Source organism: Mesotoga sp. HF07.pep.5.2.highcov, from assembly GCF_003666285.1.
Classification (GTDB): domain Bacteria; phylum Thermotogota; class Thermotogae; order Petrotogales; family Kosmotogaceae; genus Mesotoga; species Mesotoga prima.
Genome location: NZ_JFHJ01000169.1, coordinates 1 through 18335, shown reverse-complemented (window position 1 = coordinate 18335; position 18335 = coordinate 1). Strand labels below are relative to the sequence as shown.

General features: G+C 43.7%; 19 protein-coding genes and 1 pseudogene. 7 read left to right on the top strand and 13 right to left on the bottom strand.

Going from position 1 to position 18335, the window contains the following annotated elements; genetic code table 11:
* The 10 genes from BG32_RS03315 to rpmB all read right to left on the bottom strand — a co-directional run.
* A partial coding sequence (locus BG32_RS03315) for a class II fructose-bisphosphate aldolase (protein ID WP_183084271.1) occupies positions 1–359 on the bottom strand: 359 nt, incomplete at its 3' end.
* A 63-nt stretch (positions 360–422) separates the two neighbouring features.
* The gene (gene dprA / locus BG32_RS03310; RefSeq protein WP_099771892.1) at positions 423–1442 is read right to left on the bottom strand and encodes a DNA-processing protein DprA; all 1020 of its coding nucleotides are present in this window, start codon (positions 1440–1442) and stop codon (positions 423–425) included.
* Positions 1442–2830 carry an ATP-dependent protease ATPase subunit HslU gene (hslU, locus tag BG32_RS03305; RefSeq protein WP_014730268.1) on the bottom strand — a complete coding sequence of 463 codons (1389 nt, stop codon included), beginning with the start codon at positions 2828–2830 and terminating at the stop codon, positions 1442–1444. The genes dprA and hslU overlap by 1 nt, the downstream gene beginning before the upstream one ends.
* Positions 2827–3375 (bottom strand): ATP-dependent protease subunit HslV, encoded by a 549-nt coding sequence (gene hslV, locus BG32_RS03300; protein ID WP_014730267.1) that lies wholly within the window; start codon positions 3373–3375, stop codon positions 2827–2829. The genes hslU and hslV overlap by 4 nt, the downstream gene beginning before the upstream one ends.
* Positions 3372–4289: a D-alanine--D-alanine ligase gene (locus tag BG32_RS03295; RefSeq protein WP_014730266.1), complete on the bottom strand. Its 918-nt coding sequence runs from the start codon at positions 4287–4289 to the stop codon at positions 3372–3374. The genes hslV and BG32_RS03295 overlap by 4 nt, the downstream gene beginning before the upstream one ends.
* The gene (gene topA / locus BG32_RS03290) at positions 4289–6508 is read right to left on the bottom strand and encodes a type I DNA topoisomerase (protein WP_014730265.1); all 2220 of its coding nucleotides are present in this window, start codon (positions 6506–6508) and stop codon (positions 4289–4291) included. The genes BG32_RS03295 and topA overlap by 1 nt, the downstream gene beginning before the upstream one ends.
* A 10-nt stretch (positions 6509–6518) precedes the next feature.
* A complete protein-coding gene (locus BG32_RS03285) occupies positions 6519–7580 on the bottom strand; it encodes a 3'-5' exoribonuclease YhaM family protein (RefSeq protein WP_121526370.1) in 1062 nt (353 codons plus the stop codon).
* Complete coding sequence (locus BG32_RS16140; protein ID WP_259459476.1) at positions 7580–7816, bottom strand: alanine racemase C-terminal domain-containing protein; 237 nt, start codon at positions 7814–7816, stop codon at positions 7580–7582. The genes BG32_RS03285 and BG32_RS16140 overlap by 1 nt, the downstream gene beginning before the upstream one ends.
* Positions 7711–8688: an alanine racemase gene (alr, locus tag BG32_RS03280; protein ID WP_259459475.1), complete on the bottom strand. Its 978-nt coding sequence runs from the start codon at positions 8686–8688 to the stop codon at positions 7711–7713. The genes BG32_RS16140 and alr overlap by 106 nt, the downstream gene beginning before the upstream one ends.
* A 42-nt stretch (positions 8689–8730) precedes the next feature.
* A complete protein-coding gene (gene rpmB / locus BG32_RS03275; RefSeq protein WP_014730262.1) occupies positions 8731–8922 on the bottom strand; it encodes a 50S ribosomal protein L28 in 192 nt (63 codons plus the stop codon).
* A gap of 149 nt (positions 8923–9071) precedes the next feature.
* On the opposite strand from rpmB, the gene BG32_RS03270 reads away from it, so the two are divergent.
* The 6 genes from BG32_RS03270 to BG32_RS03245 all read left to right on the top strand — a co-directional run bounded on the left by BG32_RS03270 (position 9072) and on the right by BG32_RS03245 (position 14925).
* Positions 9072–9416, top strand: a complete 345-nt coding sequence (locus BG32_RS03270; RefSeq protein WP_014730261.1) for a VanZ like family protein — start codon at positions 9072–9074, stop codon at positions 9414–9416.
* Positions 9417–9534: 118 nt separating this feature from the next.
* Positions 9535–10407, top strand: a complete 873-nt coding sequence (locus tag BG32_RS03265) for a hypothetical protein (protein WP_121526369.1) — start codon at positions 9535–9537, stop codon at positions 10405–10407.
* A gap of 171 nt (positions 10408–10578) precedes the next feature.
* Positions 10579–13062 (top strand): type I pullulanase, encoded by a 2484-nt coding sequence (gene pulA, locus BG32_RS03260; RefSeq protein WP_183084272.1) that lies wholly within the window; start codon positions 10579–10581, stop codon positions 13060–13062.
* A gap of 14 nt (positions 13063–13076) precedes the next feature.
* Entirely contained in the window at positions 13077–13538 is a 462-nt protein-coding gene (locus BG32_RS03255) for a molybdopterin-binding protein (protein WP_121526367.1), read from the top strand.
* 128 nt (positions 13539–13666) lie between these two features.
* On the top strand, positions 13667–14284 hold the full coding sequence (locus tag BG32_RS03250; RefSeq protein WP_121526366.1) for a deoxynucleoside kinase: 618 nt from the start codon (positions 13667–13669) through the stop codon (positions 14282–14284).
* Positions 14281–14925, top strand: a complete 645-nt coding sequence (locus tag BG32_RS03245) for a deoxynucleoside kinase (RefSeq protein ID WP_006492013.1) — start codon at positions 14281–14283, stop codon at positions 14923–14925. Before BG32_RS03250 ends, BG32_RS03245 begins: the two co-directional genes overlap by 4 nt.
* Here BG32_RS03245 and BG32_RS03240 read toward each other — a convergent pair.
* On the bottom strand, positions 14906–15559 hold the full coding sequence (locus BG32_RS03240; RefSeq protein ID WP_006492012.1) for an HAD family hydrolase: 654 nt from the start codon (positions 15557–15559) through the stop codon (positions 14906–14908). The two genes, BG32_RS03245 and BG32_RS03240, sit on opposite strands and share 20 nt — an antisense overlap.
* 356 nt (positions 15560–15915) lie before the next feature.
* On the opposite strand from BG32_RS03240, the pseudogene BG32_RS03235 reads away from it, so the two are divergent.
* Positions 15916–17102, top strand: a pseudogene (locus tag BG32_RS03235) (anaerobic nitric oxide reductase flavorubredoxin).
* Between the two features lie 4 nt (positions 17103–17106).
* On the opposite strand, the gene BG32_RS03230 reads toward BG32_RS03235, so the two are convergent.
* Together BG32_RS03230 and BG32_RS03225 are read right to left on the bottom strand one after the other, a co-directional pair.
* Complete coding sequence (locus BG32_RS03230) at positions 17107–18078, bottom strand: DUF5700 domain-containing putative Zn-dependent protease (RefSeq protein ID WP_121526365.1); 972 nt, start codon at positions 18076–18078, stop codon at positions 17107–17109.
* Between the two features lie 72 nt (positions 18079–18150).
* Positions 18151–18335, bottom strand: a 185-nt coding sequence (locus tag BG32_RS03225) for a DNA-3-methyladenine glycosylase I (RefSeq protein WP_147434811.1), incomplete at its 5' end; no start/stop codon positions are given.

Here is an 18335-nt window from a genome sequence, read left to right as displayed (position 1 = left end):
TTTTTTTCAAACGGGAATTCGGACGCATCAATCATTACTGATGAATAGCCAGCCTGAATTGCCGCCATGATTATCTTGAAGTTTTTTCCGTGGTCAACATGCAATGAAACGGGAATATCGACATTCCTCGCATAGCTTTCGACCATCGATACGAAAAGCTTTGCTCCCAGTTTAATGTCACCATTTCCTGCATACTTAATCGCACCTTCGGAAGTTTCGATAATTACCGGAGAGTGTTCTTCCACTCCAGCATCGATGATTGCCTGCAGAAATTCAAGATTGTTGATATTCAGTGCCGGTACTGCATAGAACTCTTTATTTGCTCTTTCGAGTATTTCTTTCGTGTTTACGTAAGGCATTTTTCTCCCTCCATTCTAATTCCTACTTCTACATTTCATCAAGATTATACCAGCTCAAATACACTAAGTTCTATTCCATCGCCCGTTTTCTTCGAAGATGTAGCCTCCCAGCTGCAGATTTGTGAGTTCAACGATCAGATCTTTGCTGGAAAAGTCCGTCATCAATAGTAGTTCTCCAAAAGTGAGGGGACCATTGCCTAGAAGATCAAGGACTCTTGACTGCAACTTCATAGTCTGAGGTTCCTCGAATGAGATTTCAGGAAACTCATCGATAATGTCTATGCACTCGGAAATCAGTTTTGCCCCATTCTTAATTAGCCAATTCGTGCCTTCGGAATTCCTTCTGTTGATGTCTCCAGGCACAGCAAAAACATCTCTTCCGTTTTCAAGCGCGAGTCTTGCAGTAATTAGCGAGCCGCTTCTCATAGTAGCCTGCACTACAAAGACTGCCCTGGCCAAGCCTGAAATTATTCTGTTCCTCTTCGGGAAATTCTGCTTTAGGGGCGGCGTTCCGGGGAGAAATTCAGAAATCACACACCCCTTTTGCTTAACCGACTTTATGAGCGTTCTGTTGCTCGCTGGATAGGCTACATCGATACCCGTCCCCAGTACTCCTATTGTAGAGCCTCTACCCTCAAGAGCCCCAATATGAGCCTGAGCATCAATACCGACCGCAAGACCGCTTACGATGGTTATCCCTTTCTCAGAGAGCGACTTCGCATATTCTTTGGCAATCGATGCTCCATATCCATCCGCTTTCCTCGAACCCACTATGGCGAGAATGTTTCTTGAATTTAGAAGTCCAGGGTCACCCTCAAAAAATATTACTGAAGGCGGTTCAAAGGTATTCCTGAGAGCTTCGGGATATTGAACATCCTTGAATGTTATGAATTTCGTAAACCTGGAGAGAATCTTCGCCACATCGGGAAAACTCTTTTGAAACCTCTTCAGTTTAACTTTGTTTAGATCGGTCCGACATCTGAAAAGATGAGTGTCTGAAATTCCCGAATTTTCGATCTCTTCCATCTCTGATGGAGAAAAATCTCCAGAAAGTGCTATTGCGGCGTACTCTGCTCTTTCCATTACAAGATAAATGCACTCAGGTCTTCATCGGCGGCAATTTCGCCGATCCTCTCATTAACATAGTTGACGTCAACTACAATTTCTTGAGGAACTTCAGGAGCATTGAATGAAACTTCTTCGAGTACTTTCTCAACAACTGTGTAGAGTCTTCTAGCTCCAATGTTCTCGATTTTCTCGTTCAGGCTGTGTGAAACCCGCGCGATTTCTCTTAAACCGTCTTCAGTGAACGTAACTTTTACTCCTTCAGTCTCCAGCAAAGCCATGTATTGCTTTGTTATTGCATTCTTCGGCTCGACAAGGATTCTCAGAAACTCCTTTTGAGAAAGCGCATCAAGCTCGACCCTGATCGGAAACCTTCCCTGGAACTCCGGAATCAAATCTGAAGGCTTGGCAGTGTGAAAGGCCCCCGCGGCAACGAAGAGAATGTAATCGGTCCTTATCTGACCGTACTTTGTCGTTACGGTGGTCCCTTCGATGATCGGTAGAAGATCTCTTTGAACTCCCTCTCTTGAAACATCGGGGCCATGGGAACCACTTCTGAAAGTAATCTTATCAATCTCATCAATAAAGACCATACCGCGGTTCTGCACCCTTTCGATCGCTTCGGCTACAACTTTGTCCATATCCAAAAGCTTTTCAGCCTCAATCGGTAGAAGCGTCTTACGAGCATCAGCAATTCTCATTTTTCTTCTCTTGGTCTTCTTCGGTACCATTCCGCCCAGAACGCCTGACATATCGATTCCCATATCTTCCATTCCCGGAATCATTATCATCTGCTGACTGTGATCTTCAACTTCGACCTCGATATCGAGATCCTCAAGATCGCCGCTTCTCAATCTATCTCTGTAGTCTTCCCTGCGATTCCTTATTCTTTCGGCCTCTTCTTGACTCGGCTTCGGTTGTTGCTGGCCTTGAAACAACTCAATGATATTCCTGGGACCCGCTGCTTTCGTCTGAGGTCCGGGGACGAGAGCCTCCAGAATTCTCTCTTCAACCTGATAGGATGCCTTCCCCTCTACTTCGCCCATCTTTTCCTGCTTGACCATGTTGACGCCTACGTCTACCAGCTCTCGGATTATTGATTCGACATTCTTCCCGACATACCCCACTTCGGTGAACCTGGTGGCCTCAACCTTTGTGAAGGGTGAACCCGTGAGCTCGGCCAATCTTCTAGCGATCTCCGTCTTTCCAACTCCAGTAGGCCCCATCATCAAAATGTTCTTTGGTATTACGTCTCTTCTTATCTCTTCAGGGAGTTTTTGTCTTCTGATCCTGTTTCTCATCGCAACAGCGACTGCCCTCTTAGCTTTATCCTGTCCTACTATATATTTGTCAAGCTCCTCCACTATTCTCTTTGGAGTCAACTCGTCAAGTTCTTCTCTATTCATTGTTTCTCTCCTCCGAGTGTTTCCATGGTGAAATTTGTGTTTGTGTATATGCAAATTTCGCTAGCTATCTCCATAGACTTAACCGCAATTTCCTCGGCTTCCAGTTGGCTATTTCTCAAAAGAGCCCTCGCAGCGGCCAATGCATAGGAACCTCCAGAACCGATAGCCAGAACCTCTTCATCGGGTTCTATAACTTCACCGTTCCCAGATATCAGTAGGATACTCTCTCTGTCCGCTACCAGGAGAAGTGCCTGAAGATTCTTAAGGATCTTGTTTGTCCTCCAATCCTTGGCCAAATTCACGGCAGCCCTCTTCAAATTAGAGTTGGATTCATGCAGTTTTTCTTCAAACTTCTCAAAAAGAGTCATCGCATCAGCTACAGAGCCCGCAAAGCCTGCAAGAACTGAACCATCGCCAAGTTTCCTAACCTTTCTCGCCGTACCTTTCATTACGGTGTCTCCAATAGTTATCTGACCATCTCCGACTATAACCGTCTTTCCCTTCTTTCTGAGAACGAGTATTGTAGTACCATGAAAAGTCTTCATGATTCCCTCCTGTTTCTTTTATCGGCCGCCTCAATTATATCTAGAACGACATCATCAAAGGTCATCCCGGCCGCTCTCGCCGACATCGGTAGGTCGCTCAGGTCAGTCATACCCGGAATGGTATTTACCTCAAGAAAGTAAAACACTCCTCCCTTTAGTATCCCATCCACCCTCGCAAAATCCCTGCAGCCAAGAAGCTTGTAAACCGCGACCGACTTTTCGATTATCGATTCAAGTGTACTTCTTTCTATCGGGGCGGGAACGACAAATTCAGTTAAGCCAGGAGTATATTTGGCTTCGTAATCATAAAAACGTCTTTTTGGTTTTATTTCAAGCACCGGTAGAACTTTAATGCCTTCCCTTGAATCAATGATCGAAACGGTTATCTCTCTTCCATCGATATACTCTTCAAGCAAAAGGGAGTCGTACACGTCTAGCAGTAACCTGGTTCTATTGATGAGAGTTGAAGCATCGTCACAAATAAACACTCCAATGCTCGATCCTTCTCTAGTGGGCTTTATTACACACGGAAATATCTTCCAGCCCTCGAGATCCTTCTCGCTAATCACTTTCTTCCATAGAGGCAGATCGACTTCCGCTTTCACAAGCCTGTATGTAATCTCTTTGTCGAAGCAAACCGCGCTTGTCCTGGAATCAGAAGAAGTGTAGGGTAATCCCGCAAGTTCCATCAACCCCTGCACTGTCCCATCTTCGCCAAATTTGCCGTGGAGGGCTAGAAAGAAGAGATCGGCCTTTAGACTGAGTAGACTCGCGATTCTATCCCTTTTGAGATCAAAACCGATCACTTCGGCGCCGAGCCTCTCGAGAGATTTCGAAATGTTACTTCCACTCTTAACAGAGACGTCTCTCTCGCTGGAAAACCCTCCATAAACAACGGCAATCCTTCTAGACATTAATCTCCTCCAATTTCAAATTCCTTCTTGCATTTCTCACAGTACAGAACCTTCTTTCCTCCTCGCTTAACCTTGAGAAAGAGATAAGAGCCGCAGATTTCGCACTTTTCATTTGTCGGTTCATTCCAGAAGAGTTCTCCACAACTTGAGCATTTGAAGTAATTCTTTCCTTTCTTGCTTCGGAGTTTTTCAACCACCCCTCCGCACTTAGGGCAGGGAGCGTCGATCCTAACATTCCTAGTGTACTTGCATTTCGGATAGGCCGAACAGGCAATGAACTCTCCGTATCTTCCCTTCCTTATGACGAGTGGAGAACCACATTCGGGACACTTTTCTTCTATCTCTATCTCTATTTTTTGATTCGCAGCAACATCTTTCAGCATTACCTTCCCATCGATTACACAAGTGAAGGATGTCATATCGACTGATTCATTCTTGCCGCAAGATTCACATTTCAAGTACCCGCCATATCTTCCAAAGACGACTTTGAAGTACCCACCGCATGAACACTCCTTATCTGTCGGGAACTCAATTCTCAACTCTCCCTTTTTGATTCTCTTATCTATCTCATCAAGATCAGTTTTGAACCCGCTATAAAAGCCCATCACTACGTCTCGCCACTTCTTTGCACCGTTTTCAACATCGTCAAGCTCTTCTTCCATATTTGCCGTGAAATTCATATCAACAACATCGGGAAAATATTCATTCAGAAACTCGTTAACGATCGCACCAAGAAGTGTTGGTCTAAGTTCTCTCGATTGTCGAAGTACATACTTCCTGTCGAGAAGAGTGGTGATTATAGTTGCATAAGTTGAGGGGCGGCCGATTCCTTTCTTTTCAAGCTCTTTTACAAGAGAGGCTTCGCTGAACCTCGAGGGTGGTTTAGTTGTATCTTCCTCCCATTCGATCATGGAAGGCTTTATCTTTTCGCCTATCTTATAGTCCCGATCTATCTCACTCTTAGATGATCTCGAGACAATTTTCTCATAACCGTCAAAGAGTCTTCTCTCCCCGGTCAAGCTAAGAATGTACTTGTCGTTTTCATCCTCTAATTCAACTTCGGTCACAGAGTATTCCGCACTAGCCATTTGAGAAGCTATGAATCTATTCCAGATAAGAGCATATAGCCTTAGATTGTCTCCTGATAAAAGTTGCCTCGCCTTCTCTGGATCGTTCTCAGGATAAGTTGGTCTTATAGCTTCGTGAGCATCTTGAATCTTCTTACCCTTTTTGCCCGGTCTGATGGGACCAACGTACTCCTTTCCAAATTTACTTTCGATTATTTCGACGGCCTTGTCTCTTGCCTGGTTGGATATTCTCGTCGAATCGGTTCTCATGTATGTAATGAAAGCAATCTGACCTTGATCGGTTTCAATTCCTTCGTAGAGCTGCTGAGCGATCTTCATCGTTTTACTCGCACTCCAGCCCAACTCACTTATTGCACTTTGCTGAAGTGTTGAAGTAATGAATGGCATCGGCGCGTTTCTCTTGGAGGTGCGTTCCTTTACGTTTTTGACGTGAAAAATTGTATTGGAAAGCTCGCTTATTATTTCATCTCTCTTCTCTTCAGTGATTACAGACTTGTTTGTGAACTTTTTCCCTTCGATTCGAGAAAGAGAGAATCGATCCTCGCCAACCTTCGCAAAGATCTTGAAGAAACGGTGCGGTTCAAATACTACTATCTTCTTCTCAAGTTCTACCATGAACTTTAGAGCTACGGACTGGACCCTTCCGGCACTGAGCCCTCTCTTCATAGTTCTCCACAAAATTGGACTGATTTTGTAGCCCACAATTCTATCGAGAACCCTTCTAGCTACTTGAGCCTCGACTTTAGACATGTCTATCTCTCTTGGATGAAGTATTGCTTCCTTTATTGCCGATTCCGTTATCTCATTGAAGACTATTCTATTCTTTTCATTTTGTGGAAGACCCAAAAGTTCGGAAATGTGCCATGCAATGGCTTCTCCCTCACGATCCAGGTCTGAAGCGAGAAGCACCTGTTTTCCCTTTGACTTCTTGGAAAGCTCTTGTACGACCTTTTCCTTCCCCTTAAGAATCTCATAAGTCGGTTCCAAAGTTTCAGGATGAAGTCCGATGTTAGATTCTGGGAGATCTCTAACATGCCCTTTGGAAGCGGTGACTTCATAGTTCTTCCCTAAATATCTACTGATCGTTTTCGCCTTTGCCGGCGATTCAACGATTACAAGCTTGTCTGGCAAAGTATCACTCCTAACTATTTGAGTCGCCGGATCTTCTGTTTTTCATGAACACTCTTCTGTTAAGAAAACGATCGTAATTGCTCCAGGAAGCAGTTGAGCCATTGAATTCCCTTTCTTCAATCTCTCTGAACTGAGCAACCTTCGAATCCAAATCGTCGGCCATATGAAGAACAATTGCTTCCGTCGTCTTTGGAATTACGGGTGAGCCCCATTCCATTTCCCCGTGATGAGACAAGAGGAGATGTTTTATCTCAGTCTGAAGATAGCGGGGGAAGCCCTGAATTTTAGAAATAGCCTTGCTGACCATCTCTATGCCCATAGCGATGTGTCCCACTAATTCGCCGTCATTTGTCCTCTCAATTCCATTCGGAGTAATCGTGTACTCATACACTTTACCGATATCATGTAACAAGGCCCCCGCAACTAGAAGATCTCCATCAACGGAGTCTCCGTACTTCGTCGCGAAGAATTCGCATAGCTCGGCGACAGACATTGTGTGCTCCAGAAGGCCACCCTTATAAGCGTGGTGAACCTTAGAAGCGGCCGGAGAAACAATGAACTTCTCGATGAACTTCTTGTCGTTCTCGAAAATATCTTTGAGCAGAGCTCTAATATAGTCATCCCTCATTCTTCCAACGAGACTAAGAAGATCATCGTACATCCGAGGAATATCTTTCGTTGTGACAGCCATAAATCTCTCATAATCGTACTGTCCAACCTGAAGGATCTGAATCCCTTCCGAATCAAGATTAAGCTGGATTCTATCTTCATAGACAGCTACTCGACCGGAGATTCTTACTACCATACCCTGTTCCAGAGTGGAATCATTGCGTTCTGCATTAAACCAATCGATTGCTCGTATAGCTCCCGTCTTATCGGAAAGTGTTAATAGAAGAAACTTCTTTCCGTCTCGGGCCTCTTGAATTCTCTTAGAATGGACCTTGAAAACAGACAGCACAGTACTTCCCGGGCGTAGATCGGAAACAAAAGGAAAACCATCCCTGTTTGTCTTATCCTGATCGGCATTTATTTGATTCAGTATCTCATTTCCAATGATGTCGCGGAGTTTCATCAGTTTACTCCTTTCTTATAGACCCGTGGAACTCTGGAAGAGATAGAACAAACCACCTCATAGTTAATGGTACCGCACAGATCAGCTATCTCCTCGGCGCTTATCGACTCTCCTTCTTGAGTACCAACTATCACAACTTCATCACCAATCGAGACAGGCTTCTCAATGTGAGATATGTCGACAACGAATTGATCCATACAAACCCTGCCCAGCACTTTGCATCTCTTGCCCGAAATGATAACATATCCTCTATTAGAGAGCAGTCTATTGTATCCATCGGCATAGCTACGGGAATTGTAGCTACAAGCATGTCACGATCGGCAACAAAAGTCCTGCCATAACTAACCGAATAGCCGGTACGTATCCTCTTCACAAAGGATACACAGCTAACCCACGACAAAACCGGTTTCAGGTTTTCATCAGTTTCCTTCGAAGGTTGTAGGCCATATGTGGCAATTCCCGCTCTAACATAACTGAAATCAGAATTGTCGAAATAGATGGTGCCTGCACTATTAGATATATGAGTTTCGAAATGTCTGTTTCGTCTTTGTCCCAAGCCTTGAAGAAATCTTCCAAAAGCTTCTCTCTGCTCAAGAACGAAGCCACTGCCTTTCTCATCTGCTGTAGCGAAGTGCGTATAAGCACCTGTTATATTGATTCCCTTTCTGACAGCCGAATTATACAACTCAATCGACTCTTCCCATTCCAATCCCAGACGCCTCATTCCAGTATCTACAACCAACTGGAAATCAGGTAACTGCTTATTTAAGCCAATAATGTCTTCAAGTTGAGCAAATGAAGAAAGAGATAGCGTTAAAGAAAACTCCTTTGCAGTGGGGATCTCCTTTTTCTCCACATAGTTAAGCACAAGAATCGGCAAAGAGATTCCGCTTTGGCGGATCTTAATTCCCTCTTCGAGAAAAGCAACTGCTAAACGATCGACTCCCGATTCCTGAGCAACTTTCGAAAGCTCCACGGCACCATGACCGTACGCATCTGCTTTGACAACAACCATCAGTTTCGCCGGAGACGCCTTTCCGGACAGATAAACAAGATTTTGTCTATATGCAGATAGATCGATCAAAGCGAAGGTTTTTCTGCTATTCATTTCATACCTTCTCAGTAAGAAAGCGCGAATAGCGCGTTATGGCTAGATGGCTCTTGTAACTTTTCCAGCTTTGAGACACTTCGCACAAACTCTGATTCTCTTTACCTCGCCATCAACGACTGCGCGGACTTTATGAACATTGGGCTTCCACCAGCGCTTGGCCTTTTTATTTGAGTGCGAGACCATATTCCCTGTAGTAGGTGACTTACCGCATATTTCACAAACCTTGGACATGAATTGTGTCCTCCTCTCGATTTACAATACACTTCATTATAGTAAAGAAATAGAAGCTTTTCAACTCAAGACTCAAAGGGATTTGCGGTGCGCGTCATTGACATTAGTGCGCATGGCTAGCATAATTCTTATTGATGAGAAGATTGATAATGGCTCTTGCTGCAGCAATTTACATGGTTTTCACCGTCTACTTCTACCTGAAACCGGTAGTTCCGGCAATCGAAGTGGGAAGCGACAAGTTTCTTCATTTTGTGGGTTTCTTTGCAGGAGGGTTCCTTTTTGTTATTCTTTCAAGAGAAGAATTCAGCAAGGCGTTTAGGAAAACCTTCTTTTCATTTCTCATTGTAGGACCTGTCATTCTCGAATTTCTTCAGGTTCTATCTCCCAACAGGCAGTTCGATATTCTAGATATGGTTTTCAATTATTTGGGTTGGACGGTTCCCGTTGTTATCTTCACCTTTATAGTCAGGCTTAGAACGCTTTCTAAAGGTTGAGTTCCTCCAGCAAAACCAAACGATTTGAACGGCATACAGCATTTGCTCAAACCATAGAGTATTGAAAGTCGGGTGATAATGTTATACTTTTTTTGAGTTCCGCCTGGAGGTGTGCTACTTGGAGGAAAACAAGCCTTTGAGGTCTCTGTATCTCTCAATGGTAATAGTCTTCATAGCTCTCCCGCACTCTGAAATCACATTTGCTAACTCCCAGATTATGGAAGAATTTTATTATGTCACGCCCGAAGCATCGGTTTCAGGGTTTACCGGAATAATCGTGGGGACAGAAAACAATTATGATCTCTTGATCATTGCCAATGGCCATCTCAAAAGATATTCGCTGTCAGGAGCAGAGATTCCTCAATATGAGTCTACAGACTCTAACAGCAAGAAGTGCTTGAATCTAATAAGAAACACCATAGGACTTGAAGCGATTGTTCATGAAGTGACCACATCTGAGGAAGCTTCAGCTTACGTCTGGATCCTTCTGGATGGTGAGGTTTATCTTATTCAATCTATAATCGTATCTAGCGGTCTATCTAAAGCAGTTGACGGAGGAGAAATCGAACTTGTTCCGGCCGAAGAATATGCCCGCGAAAGAAGTCTTGGAATCTGGGCTGAAGAGTCGGAAGTTCTTGAATCGGCAGTAGAAGGAATACCTGAAACAGAAGAGGTACAGGAAGTTGTAGAGGAAGATTCAAGAGGTGCAGCAAGACTAACGATTTCTAAGATTGATATTTTCGATAACGGTGAGCACGCTCTTCTGATTCTTGCTGCCGATAAGGGCGGATATCTTGAAGGTTCAGAGGTTTCAATCTTATCTCGAGCTGATCGAACTACCGACGAAGATGTTTTTTCGTTGGATTCTCAAGAACCTATTGAAACTGCTGAAGAGCTTAGAATACTTATCACACTGGATAGATCAAGAACCACTTCGTTTGAATATGATTTTTTTGGGAAAGTTATTTGGATCCCAGAGGCGGTTATCTGAAGATTAAGGATGAAAATGGAAGTGAGAGGTTATTCGAATATGAATATGACAGGAGAATTAGTGGCTTCACTGTAACCCCACTTGATTGAGGGAGGCTTTATAATGAAAAGAGTGTTGTTCTTCCTTTTGCTAATCTTCGGAACAACGATTTTTGCTTTTACGGGAGAAAGTATGGGAAAAAGTGCAGAAGATTATGACGCAGCGACCGTAATTATAATCCATTATCACAGGTACGATGACAACTACGATGGCTGGAACCTATGGGTCTGGCCTGACAAACCGAAAAGTATGGATGGTAAGTCTTACTCTTTTGATAGGAGAGACGAATTCGGAGTAGTTACAACTGTAAAGTTCTCTGAAAAACATTCTAGACTGGGATTCATAGTAAGGCTAAGAGAATGGGAAAAGAAGGATATTACAGCAGATAGGTTCGTAGATATTCCCGATTCTGGAGTTGCTGAAATATGGGTGATCGAAGGGGAAGAGGATTTTTTGACGAGCCCGGACAGAATTGATCTAACTCCCAGAGTTAAGATGGCCTTTCTTGATTCTTTGAGTGAGATCTACGCTTCACTTTCAGCACCGGTTGATACTAAGACAGTCTTACCTGAAGTCCTTCTAGACGGTTCGCCGGTTAAGATTCAGAGCTTCGAAAAGGCAGATCCCACTGATGTATCGGTAACTAACTACGTGAAGATAACACTGACCGAACCACTTGCGCCCAAGTCAGTTAGCAAAAGGCTATCTCTGGAGATCGAAGGTTTTCTTCCAGGCGACATAATTGTCAGAAAAGCGCTCGATAATTCTGAATTCTTCTACCATGGTGAACTTGGTTCGATTTACTCGGAGAAGGAGACAGTCTTCAGAGTCTGGTCTCCCGTATCCTCTTCAGCAACGCTAATTCTCTTTGACGATCTCTACTCGGACAGCTTTATTGAAGTCCCCATGAAAAGAATAGAAGCAGGTGTTTGGGAAGCAATCGTTCAAGGCAATCTTCATCTGCGGGCTTACAAATACAGATTCGTCTCTTATGGCAAGGAAAGAGAAACAATTGACATCTATTCCCGTGCGGTTACAAAAAACAGTGAGAGATCAGTTGTCGTTGATCCCGCTAAAACCATTATTGAAGGCTGGGCCCAACAAAAAGTGCCGATATTTAACAAACCGGAGGACGCAATAATATACGAAATCCACATTGGAGACATGACTTCCGACCCAAATACCAATGTTGAGAATAAGGGTAAGTACTTAGGCCTAACCGAGACCGGAAGAACGGGACCTGATGGAGTTACTGTCGGAATTGACCACATTGTTGAGCTCGGTGTAACACACGTTCACATAATGCCTTTCAACGATATTCACTACCTAAATGAAGGTGAGGAAGGCGAATACGGCTGGGGCTATGACCCTTATCTGTACATGGTTCCGGAAGGACATTACAGCACTGACCCTTACAGTCCTCTCAGTAGAATTCTCGAATCTAAGGCAATGGTCATGGCATTTCATGAAAAAGGAATAAGGGTAATTCTCGACACTGTGTACAATCATACGGCTACAACAGGTTCTTCTTCTCCCTTCGATCAGACAGTCCCATATTATTACTATAGAACAGACGCCACAGGTGCATATTTGAACGGAACTGGAGTCGGTAATGAGATAGCTTCAGAAAGGCCAATGATGAGAAAGCATATTCTTGATTCTCTTAAGATGTGGGTCAACGAATACGGAATTGATGGCTTCAGATTCGATTTGATGGGTCTTATAGATAAAGAAACCGTTCTGGCCATCGACCGAGAACTTCATGCAATAGACAAGACGATTCTGCTTTATGGCGAGCCGTGGGGAGGTTGGGGGGCAACCGTTACATTTGGGAAAGGCGATCAACGCGGAACCGGTGTAGCTGTTTTTAACGACAATCTCAGAGATGCAATAAGAGGAAGCGTTTTCGATGAGAAAGTGAAGGGCTTTTCTCTTGGGAGCAGGGCCAAAGAAAGAAGGATTATGCGTGGTATTGTGGGAAGTATCGAATACAGCAGTGACATTAAGGACTTTGCGGATGACCCTTCTGAGACTATAAACTATGTTTCTGCTCACGATAATCAGACTCTGTGGGACAAGAATAGCGCAGCAATGCCAGATGCTTCAAGAGAGTTGTTGACAAGCGCTCAGAAGCTATCAAATGCCATAGTGATTCTTTCTCAGGGAATTCCATTTCTTCATGGTGGAGTTGACTTTGCTCGAACGAAGTTCGGCAATGATAACAGCTACAATGCCGGTGTAGATTTGAACAAGATGGACTATTCAAGGAAGGCAGAATTCATTGACCTCTTCACCTATTATAAGGGACTGATAGAACTTAGAAAGAACCATCCATCATTCAGGATGAGTACGGCCGAAGAGATAAGAAAGAATCTAAAATTTCTTGATGCTCCCAGAAATATCGTTGCTTACGTGATAGACGGCAAGTCAGCTGGTGACTCATGGGAAGAAATACTTGTGATATTCAATGGGAACCTTGAACCAGCCGAGATAACTCTACCTGATGAAAGCTGGAACCTCGTCGTGGATAGAGATAGAATCTCTGAGAAGCCCCTCGAAAGACTCTCAGGTAAGGTCAAGCTCGAACCAATTTCTACTTATGTCTTCTTCAAGTAGTTCGGAGGTGTTCAGTGTACAGGTGCAAAATAATAAGGGTTCTTGAATCTGGCTTTTTTGATGAGATATCGCAATCCACAGAGATTTCTAAGAAGATCCTCGAGAGTCATGGCATCACGTATACTGGATCCACAGACGTTGACCCTGTAATGAGCGACCTGAAAGAGGCTATATACTCAGATTCATGCTCAAACGACATCGTTCTTGTTCTTGGAGGAACGGGGCTATACAAAGAGGACATAGGTCCGGAGGTCGTTTTATCTCTCGTGGACAAAAGAGCAACGGGAATTGAAACTGCGATGCTTAGAAACGCAATAGTCGCCGATCCCTCGTTGTGTCTTTACAGAGTTGGAGCCGGAACAATCGGTGATTCGATAGTACTCTCTGTTCCGGGTTACCATGAAACTGTACATTACTATCTTGAACCCGTCATCGATTATCTTAAGCCCTTTTTCGATGGGCTTAGGTCATCTTAGGAATAACTGAGTCATGGAATGTCAACTGTTTTTCCAATGGTCTTCCTTTTGAAAAGGCATCGCGGACATGTTAATCAGGTGGTCGAGAGTATTGGTCATGTTTTGAGAAACGGGGGAAGGAAACTCTTATGATGTTTTCTAAAGCAAGCGGGAAGTATATTTCCGTAGAGGGTGTAATTGGAGTAGGTAAGACGACTCTGGTGAAATTGTTGTCTCAAAAGTATACAATGCCGGTAGTGCTCGAAGTTGTTGAAGAAAACCCATTTCTTGCTCACTTCTACGAAGACATCGAAAGGTGGGCTTTTCAAACTCAGCTTTTCTTTTTGATAAGCCGGTTCGATCAGCAATCGAATGTTAAAAAAGCCGCTTCGCAGGGACAGGGGGTTATCTCAGACTATGCATTCATGAAAGATCATCTTTTTGCGTCTCTAACTTTGAAAGGAGAACAGTTGAAACTATACGAGAAGATCTTTTCCGTTCTCAAAGATCAGGTGCTTTATCCAGATCTGATAATCTATCTTTACGCGGATATCGACACCCTGATGAAAAGAATAGCTCTCAGAGATAGACCGTTTGAGAGGAGAATGGATAGAACGTATATTGCTATGCTAATCGACACATATGAGAAATACATGGCAGCGTTTTCCGAGAGCAGAGTCCTGAGGATAGATACTTCAAGCATAGACTTTGTGCGAAACGTTGATGATCTCAACATGGTTTTCAGCAGAATCGAGGCGAACTTATGATTTTGGGAATATGCGGAAACATTGGAGCAGGAAAATCATCTCTGACTTCATTGCTTGAGGAAACACTGGGCTTTAGAGGTGTCTACGAGGCCGTGGATGAAAATCCATTTTTGGAGGATTTCTATTCAAATATGGAGCGGTGGGCCTTTCACTCGCAGTTGTTCTTTCTAATAAAGCGTTTTGACTTTCTGAAGAGAGTCGTAACTGAAGGTGCTGTCATACTTCAGGACAGGACTATTTACGAGGACGTGGAGATATTTGCCCGCAATCTCAAACTGATGGGCTACATAGATGACCGCGACTGGAGACTTTATCTGGACACTTATGAAACGCTCTCAGAACACTTAACAGCGCCCGATGGCATTGTCTACATAAAATGCACTAAGAACGTCTTGTTGAAAAGGATAAAAAAGAGGGGCCGGGGTTTTGAAAGTGGCGTAAGCGAGGATTATATCGAAAGACTCAACGGACTATACGAAGAATGGATCGGCAGAGTCACGTTTTGTCGGAAGTTGATAATCGATGGTGATAAATATGATTTCGTTGAAAATGCCCAGGACAGAGAAGATGTTCTGCGTTTGATCTCGAGATTTACGGCTGAACTTATGGCGGGAGTGCAGTCTAAGTTGTTCTCCAGATAGATTGAATCGAACTCACATCGACATATTCAATCCCCGCAGACGTGCAAGCACCATCCATTTTGTAATCGTTCCCGATCATTACGCAGTACTTTGCATCGAGTGAGTTATTCTCCAGAATTTCCAGGTAATATTCTGTACTAGGCTTTACATAATGGGAGTTCTCCATAGTGGTCACGTAGTTGGTTAGCTTTTCATCCACTCCCACCCATTGAAGTCTTTTTCTTATTGCCTTGTGTGGAAAGATTGGGTTCGTTGCAATAATTATCTTTCTACCCGAGCCGTAAAGCTTTTTCAGGGCCTCCACCACATTCTCTCTAGGGCTCACAATTTTCTCAAGTTCTTCATACTCGTTCTCGTAAAACTCATCGAAGAAATCCTCGTACCATTTTACCGTGTGATCTCCCATGAAATGGACAAAGCTTTCCATAAAGAGTTCGTAATTGCTCTTTATGCCGTCTCTTCTATCAAATAGCACTTCGAGTGCGCTTTTCAAAGAGACCATCAGTTTTTCAAAGTCTACTTTTCCATTGGCAAAGAGCGAGATGAGCTGAAAATACCGCCGTGCAAAATCTTCATCGGAAACAGAGCTAAGCGTTCCATCAAGATCAAATAAATAAGTGATGTCATTACTCATGAGATACTCCAATCATTCGCGACTAATCTTTGCTGAACCCTCAACAACCAGAACGAAAAAGGGCAAAAGACAATGCGCCAAACTATATATTAGCATATCACGCATCTGAGGATACTTTTAGATCCCAACCATTGAGCACACAAAATTCAGATCTCTTGAAGAAAAGGCGAAATGTCATGATCAAACGCAAACGCCTCAACAACCAGCCTTCCCAAGCTGATAGACGTCTCCGTTTTAATTAGGAACACTGCACGGCAGATGATTTTTGGTCAGAGCCTGAAGAATTGTGTAACAAATGTTACCGCTTAAAGCCGGTAATCTTGGTAGAGTATTGATGTATTTAAGGAGGTATCGAAATGGGCAGGAAAATAACCGATAGCGTAACATGGGTAGGAAAGGTTGACTGGGAACTGAAGAAATTTCATGGAGAAGACTATTCAACCCACAGAGGATCCAGCTACAACGCATATTTGATTAGAGATGAAAAGACAGCTTTGATCGATACTGTCTGGGCACCTTTTGCAGAGGAATTCGTGGAGAACCTGAAAAAAGAAATTGATCTATCCGAGATCGACTACGTAATCGCCAACCACGGGGAGATTGATCACAGCGGTGGACTGGTTGCGTTGATGAAAGAGATTCCCGGCACGCCGATCTATTGTACTGCAAACGCAGTCAAGTCCCTCAAAGGGCAGTTCCACAAGGACTGGAATTTCGTCACAGTAAGAACCGGCGACACTCTAAATCTCGGCAGTAAGGCGCTCACCTTTATTGAAGCACCTATGCTGCACTGGCCCGACTCGATGTTTTCATATCTCGATGGTGACGCAATTCTCTTCAGCAACGATGCGTTTGGTCAGCATTATGCAACTGAACTTCTCTACAACGACCTCGTAGATCAGGCGGAACTATTTCAAGAAGCAGTGAAGTACTACGCAAATATCCTCACTCCATTTAGCAGACTGGTCATAAAGAAGATCAAGGAGGTCTTGTCATTCAATCTTCCATTGAATATGATTTGCCCCAGTCATGGAGTCATCTGGCGGGAGGATCCCGCACAGATTGTCAAGAAGTATCTTGAGTGGGCAGACAACTACCAGGAAGATCAGGTGACAATTGTGTATGACACGATGTGGGAGGGGACTAGAAAAATGGCCGAAGCCATCGCAGAAGGCATTGCCAGCGCTAGTGGTAGTACCGCAGTCAAACTCTTCAATGCGGGAAAAATAGACAAGAACGATATTGTGACGGAGTTGTTTAAGGCCAAGGCAGCTCTCTTTGGTTCTCCTACAGTGAACAAAGGAATCTTGGCACCGCTTTCCGGTATGCTTCATGAAGTAAAAGGTCTGTCCTTCAAGAGTAAAAAGGCAGCCGTATTTGGTACTTATGGATGGAGTGGAGAGTCTGTGGATGTTCTGACAAAAATGGTAGAAGATGCCGGCTTCGAAATCGTTCAGCCAGGATTAAAAAAGCTTTGGTCACCAGACGAAGACAGCTTGATGACTGCAGAGAATTCGGCTCAGGTTTCGCAGCAAAGATTTGATAGGCTACGCTTTGAGAAGTTGACCCAGCTTAATAAACGTTTCATCTTCCAGGAGGTAGTAGGACTTTTTCAGAGCTACCTCCTGATAGGATTTAAGGAATCCAACCGTGTCTCCGACAGTTTCGATGAGTCTGTCCTTCCCTAACTCATTTTCGATCTCCAAAGCCATTCTCATTCCCACGGGGGCAAGGCTCCCGACACTAAACCAGCTTCTTTCCATAATCGACCTTGCTTCGTCGTCGGAGATGTTCTTAAAGGAGAGATTCAGGAACACTTCTTGAAGCAGTTCGAGATGCTTTTCGAACTCTCCCATCATTTTCGTTCGCTGCAGCGCAATTCTCTTCATTGATGGTATTCTCGACGCATCGCTAACCATATTTGCGATTCCTTCACATTCTATGCCCACAAATCTGTAGACCAACTGATCAAGTGGAGAATCACCGAACTCAAGTCTTTCCTTTGTTATCGAATTCCTTGCTACATGATGTGCCTCATGAGCCATTACTTCTTCAATAGCTTCAAGACCCATATCAAGAGCAAAAAGCGGATCGAAATACACACCTCTATGATCGGCATTTGCATTATAAGGCATAGGAATGAAAAAGACCTTCAGGCCATCAAAAGTTACTCCCTTAGGAAGATACTCTTGTGCTTTGGATATTGCCTTAGATCTAATTCCTGCTTCATTCTCAATAATCAAATCGAAGAAAGCTCTCAGTTCAAGCTTTCTTTCCCTGATTTTATCCATGTACGCTATGAGCTCCGTGCAGTCCTTTGAAAGACCAGAAAGATCTTCTCTACGCGAAAAGGCGGTCACTAGGCATTCCCTTGCCTCTGAATCGCGTATATGGAATTGTTTAAACATACTGGCGAGAGGAGTGGCTAAAACTCTCTTGAATCTCTCTTCATATGAATCGTTACTGGAATCAATCAAATCTATGAGGGCGAAAATCTCTTCTGTATTAAGCCAGCTCATAAAAACCCCCCATTAATCTCCTACAAGTTAAGAGTTATTATATCATCAATTCTTCAGTGTATCCTGGAACACTCAATTGCATCGGAGAACTTCAGAATATCTGAAGCAACCCACCAGATGATCGTTCACTATACCTGTTGCCTCCATCAGTGCATATACTATCTTTGGCCCAACAAAAGTGAATCCCTTCTCTCTAAGGGATCGCGAGATTTCAACAGACTTCTCAGTAACAGAGGGAATCTCGGAAAGGCTCTTCC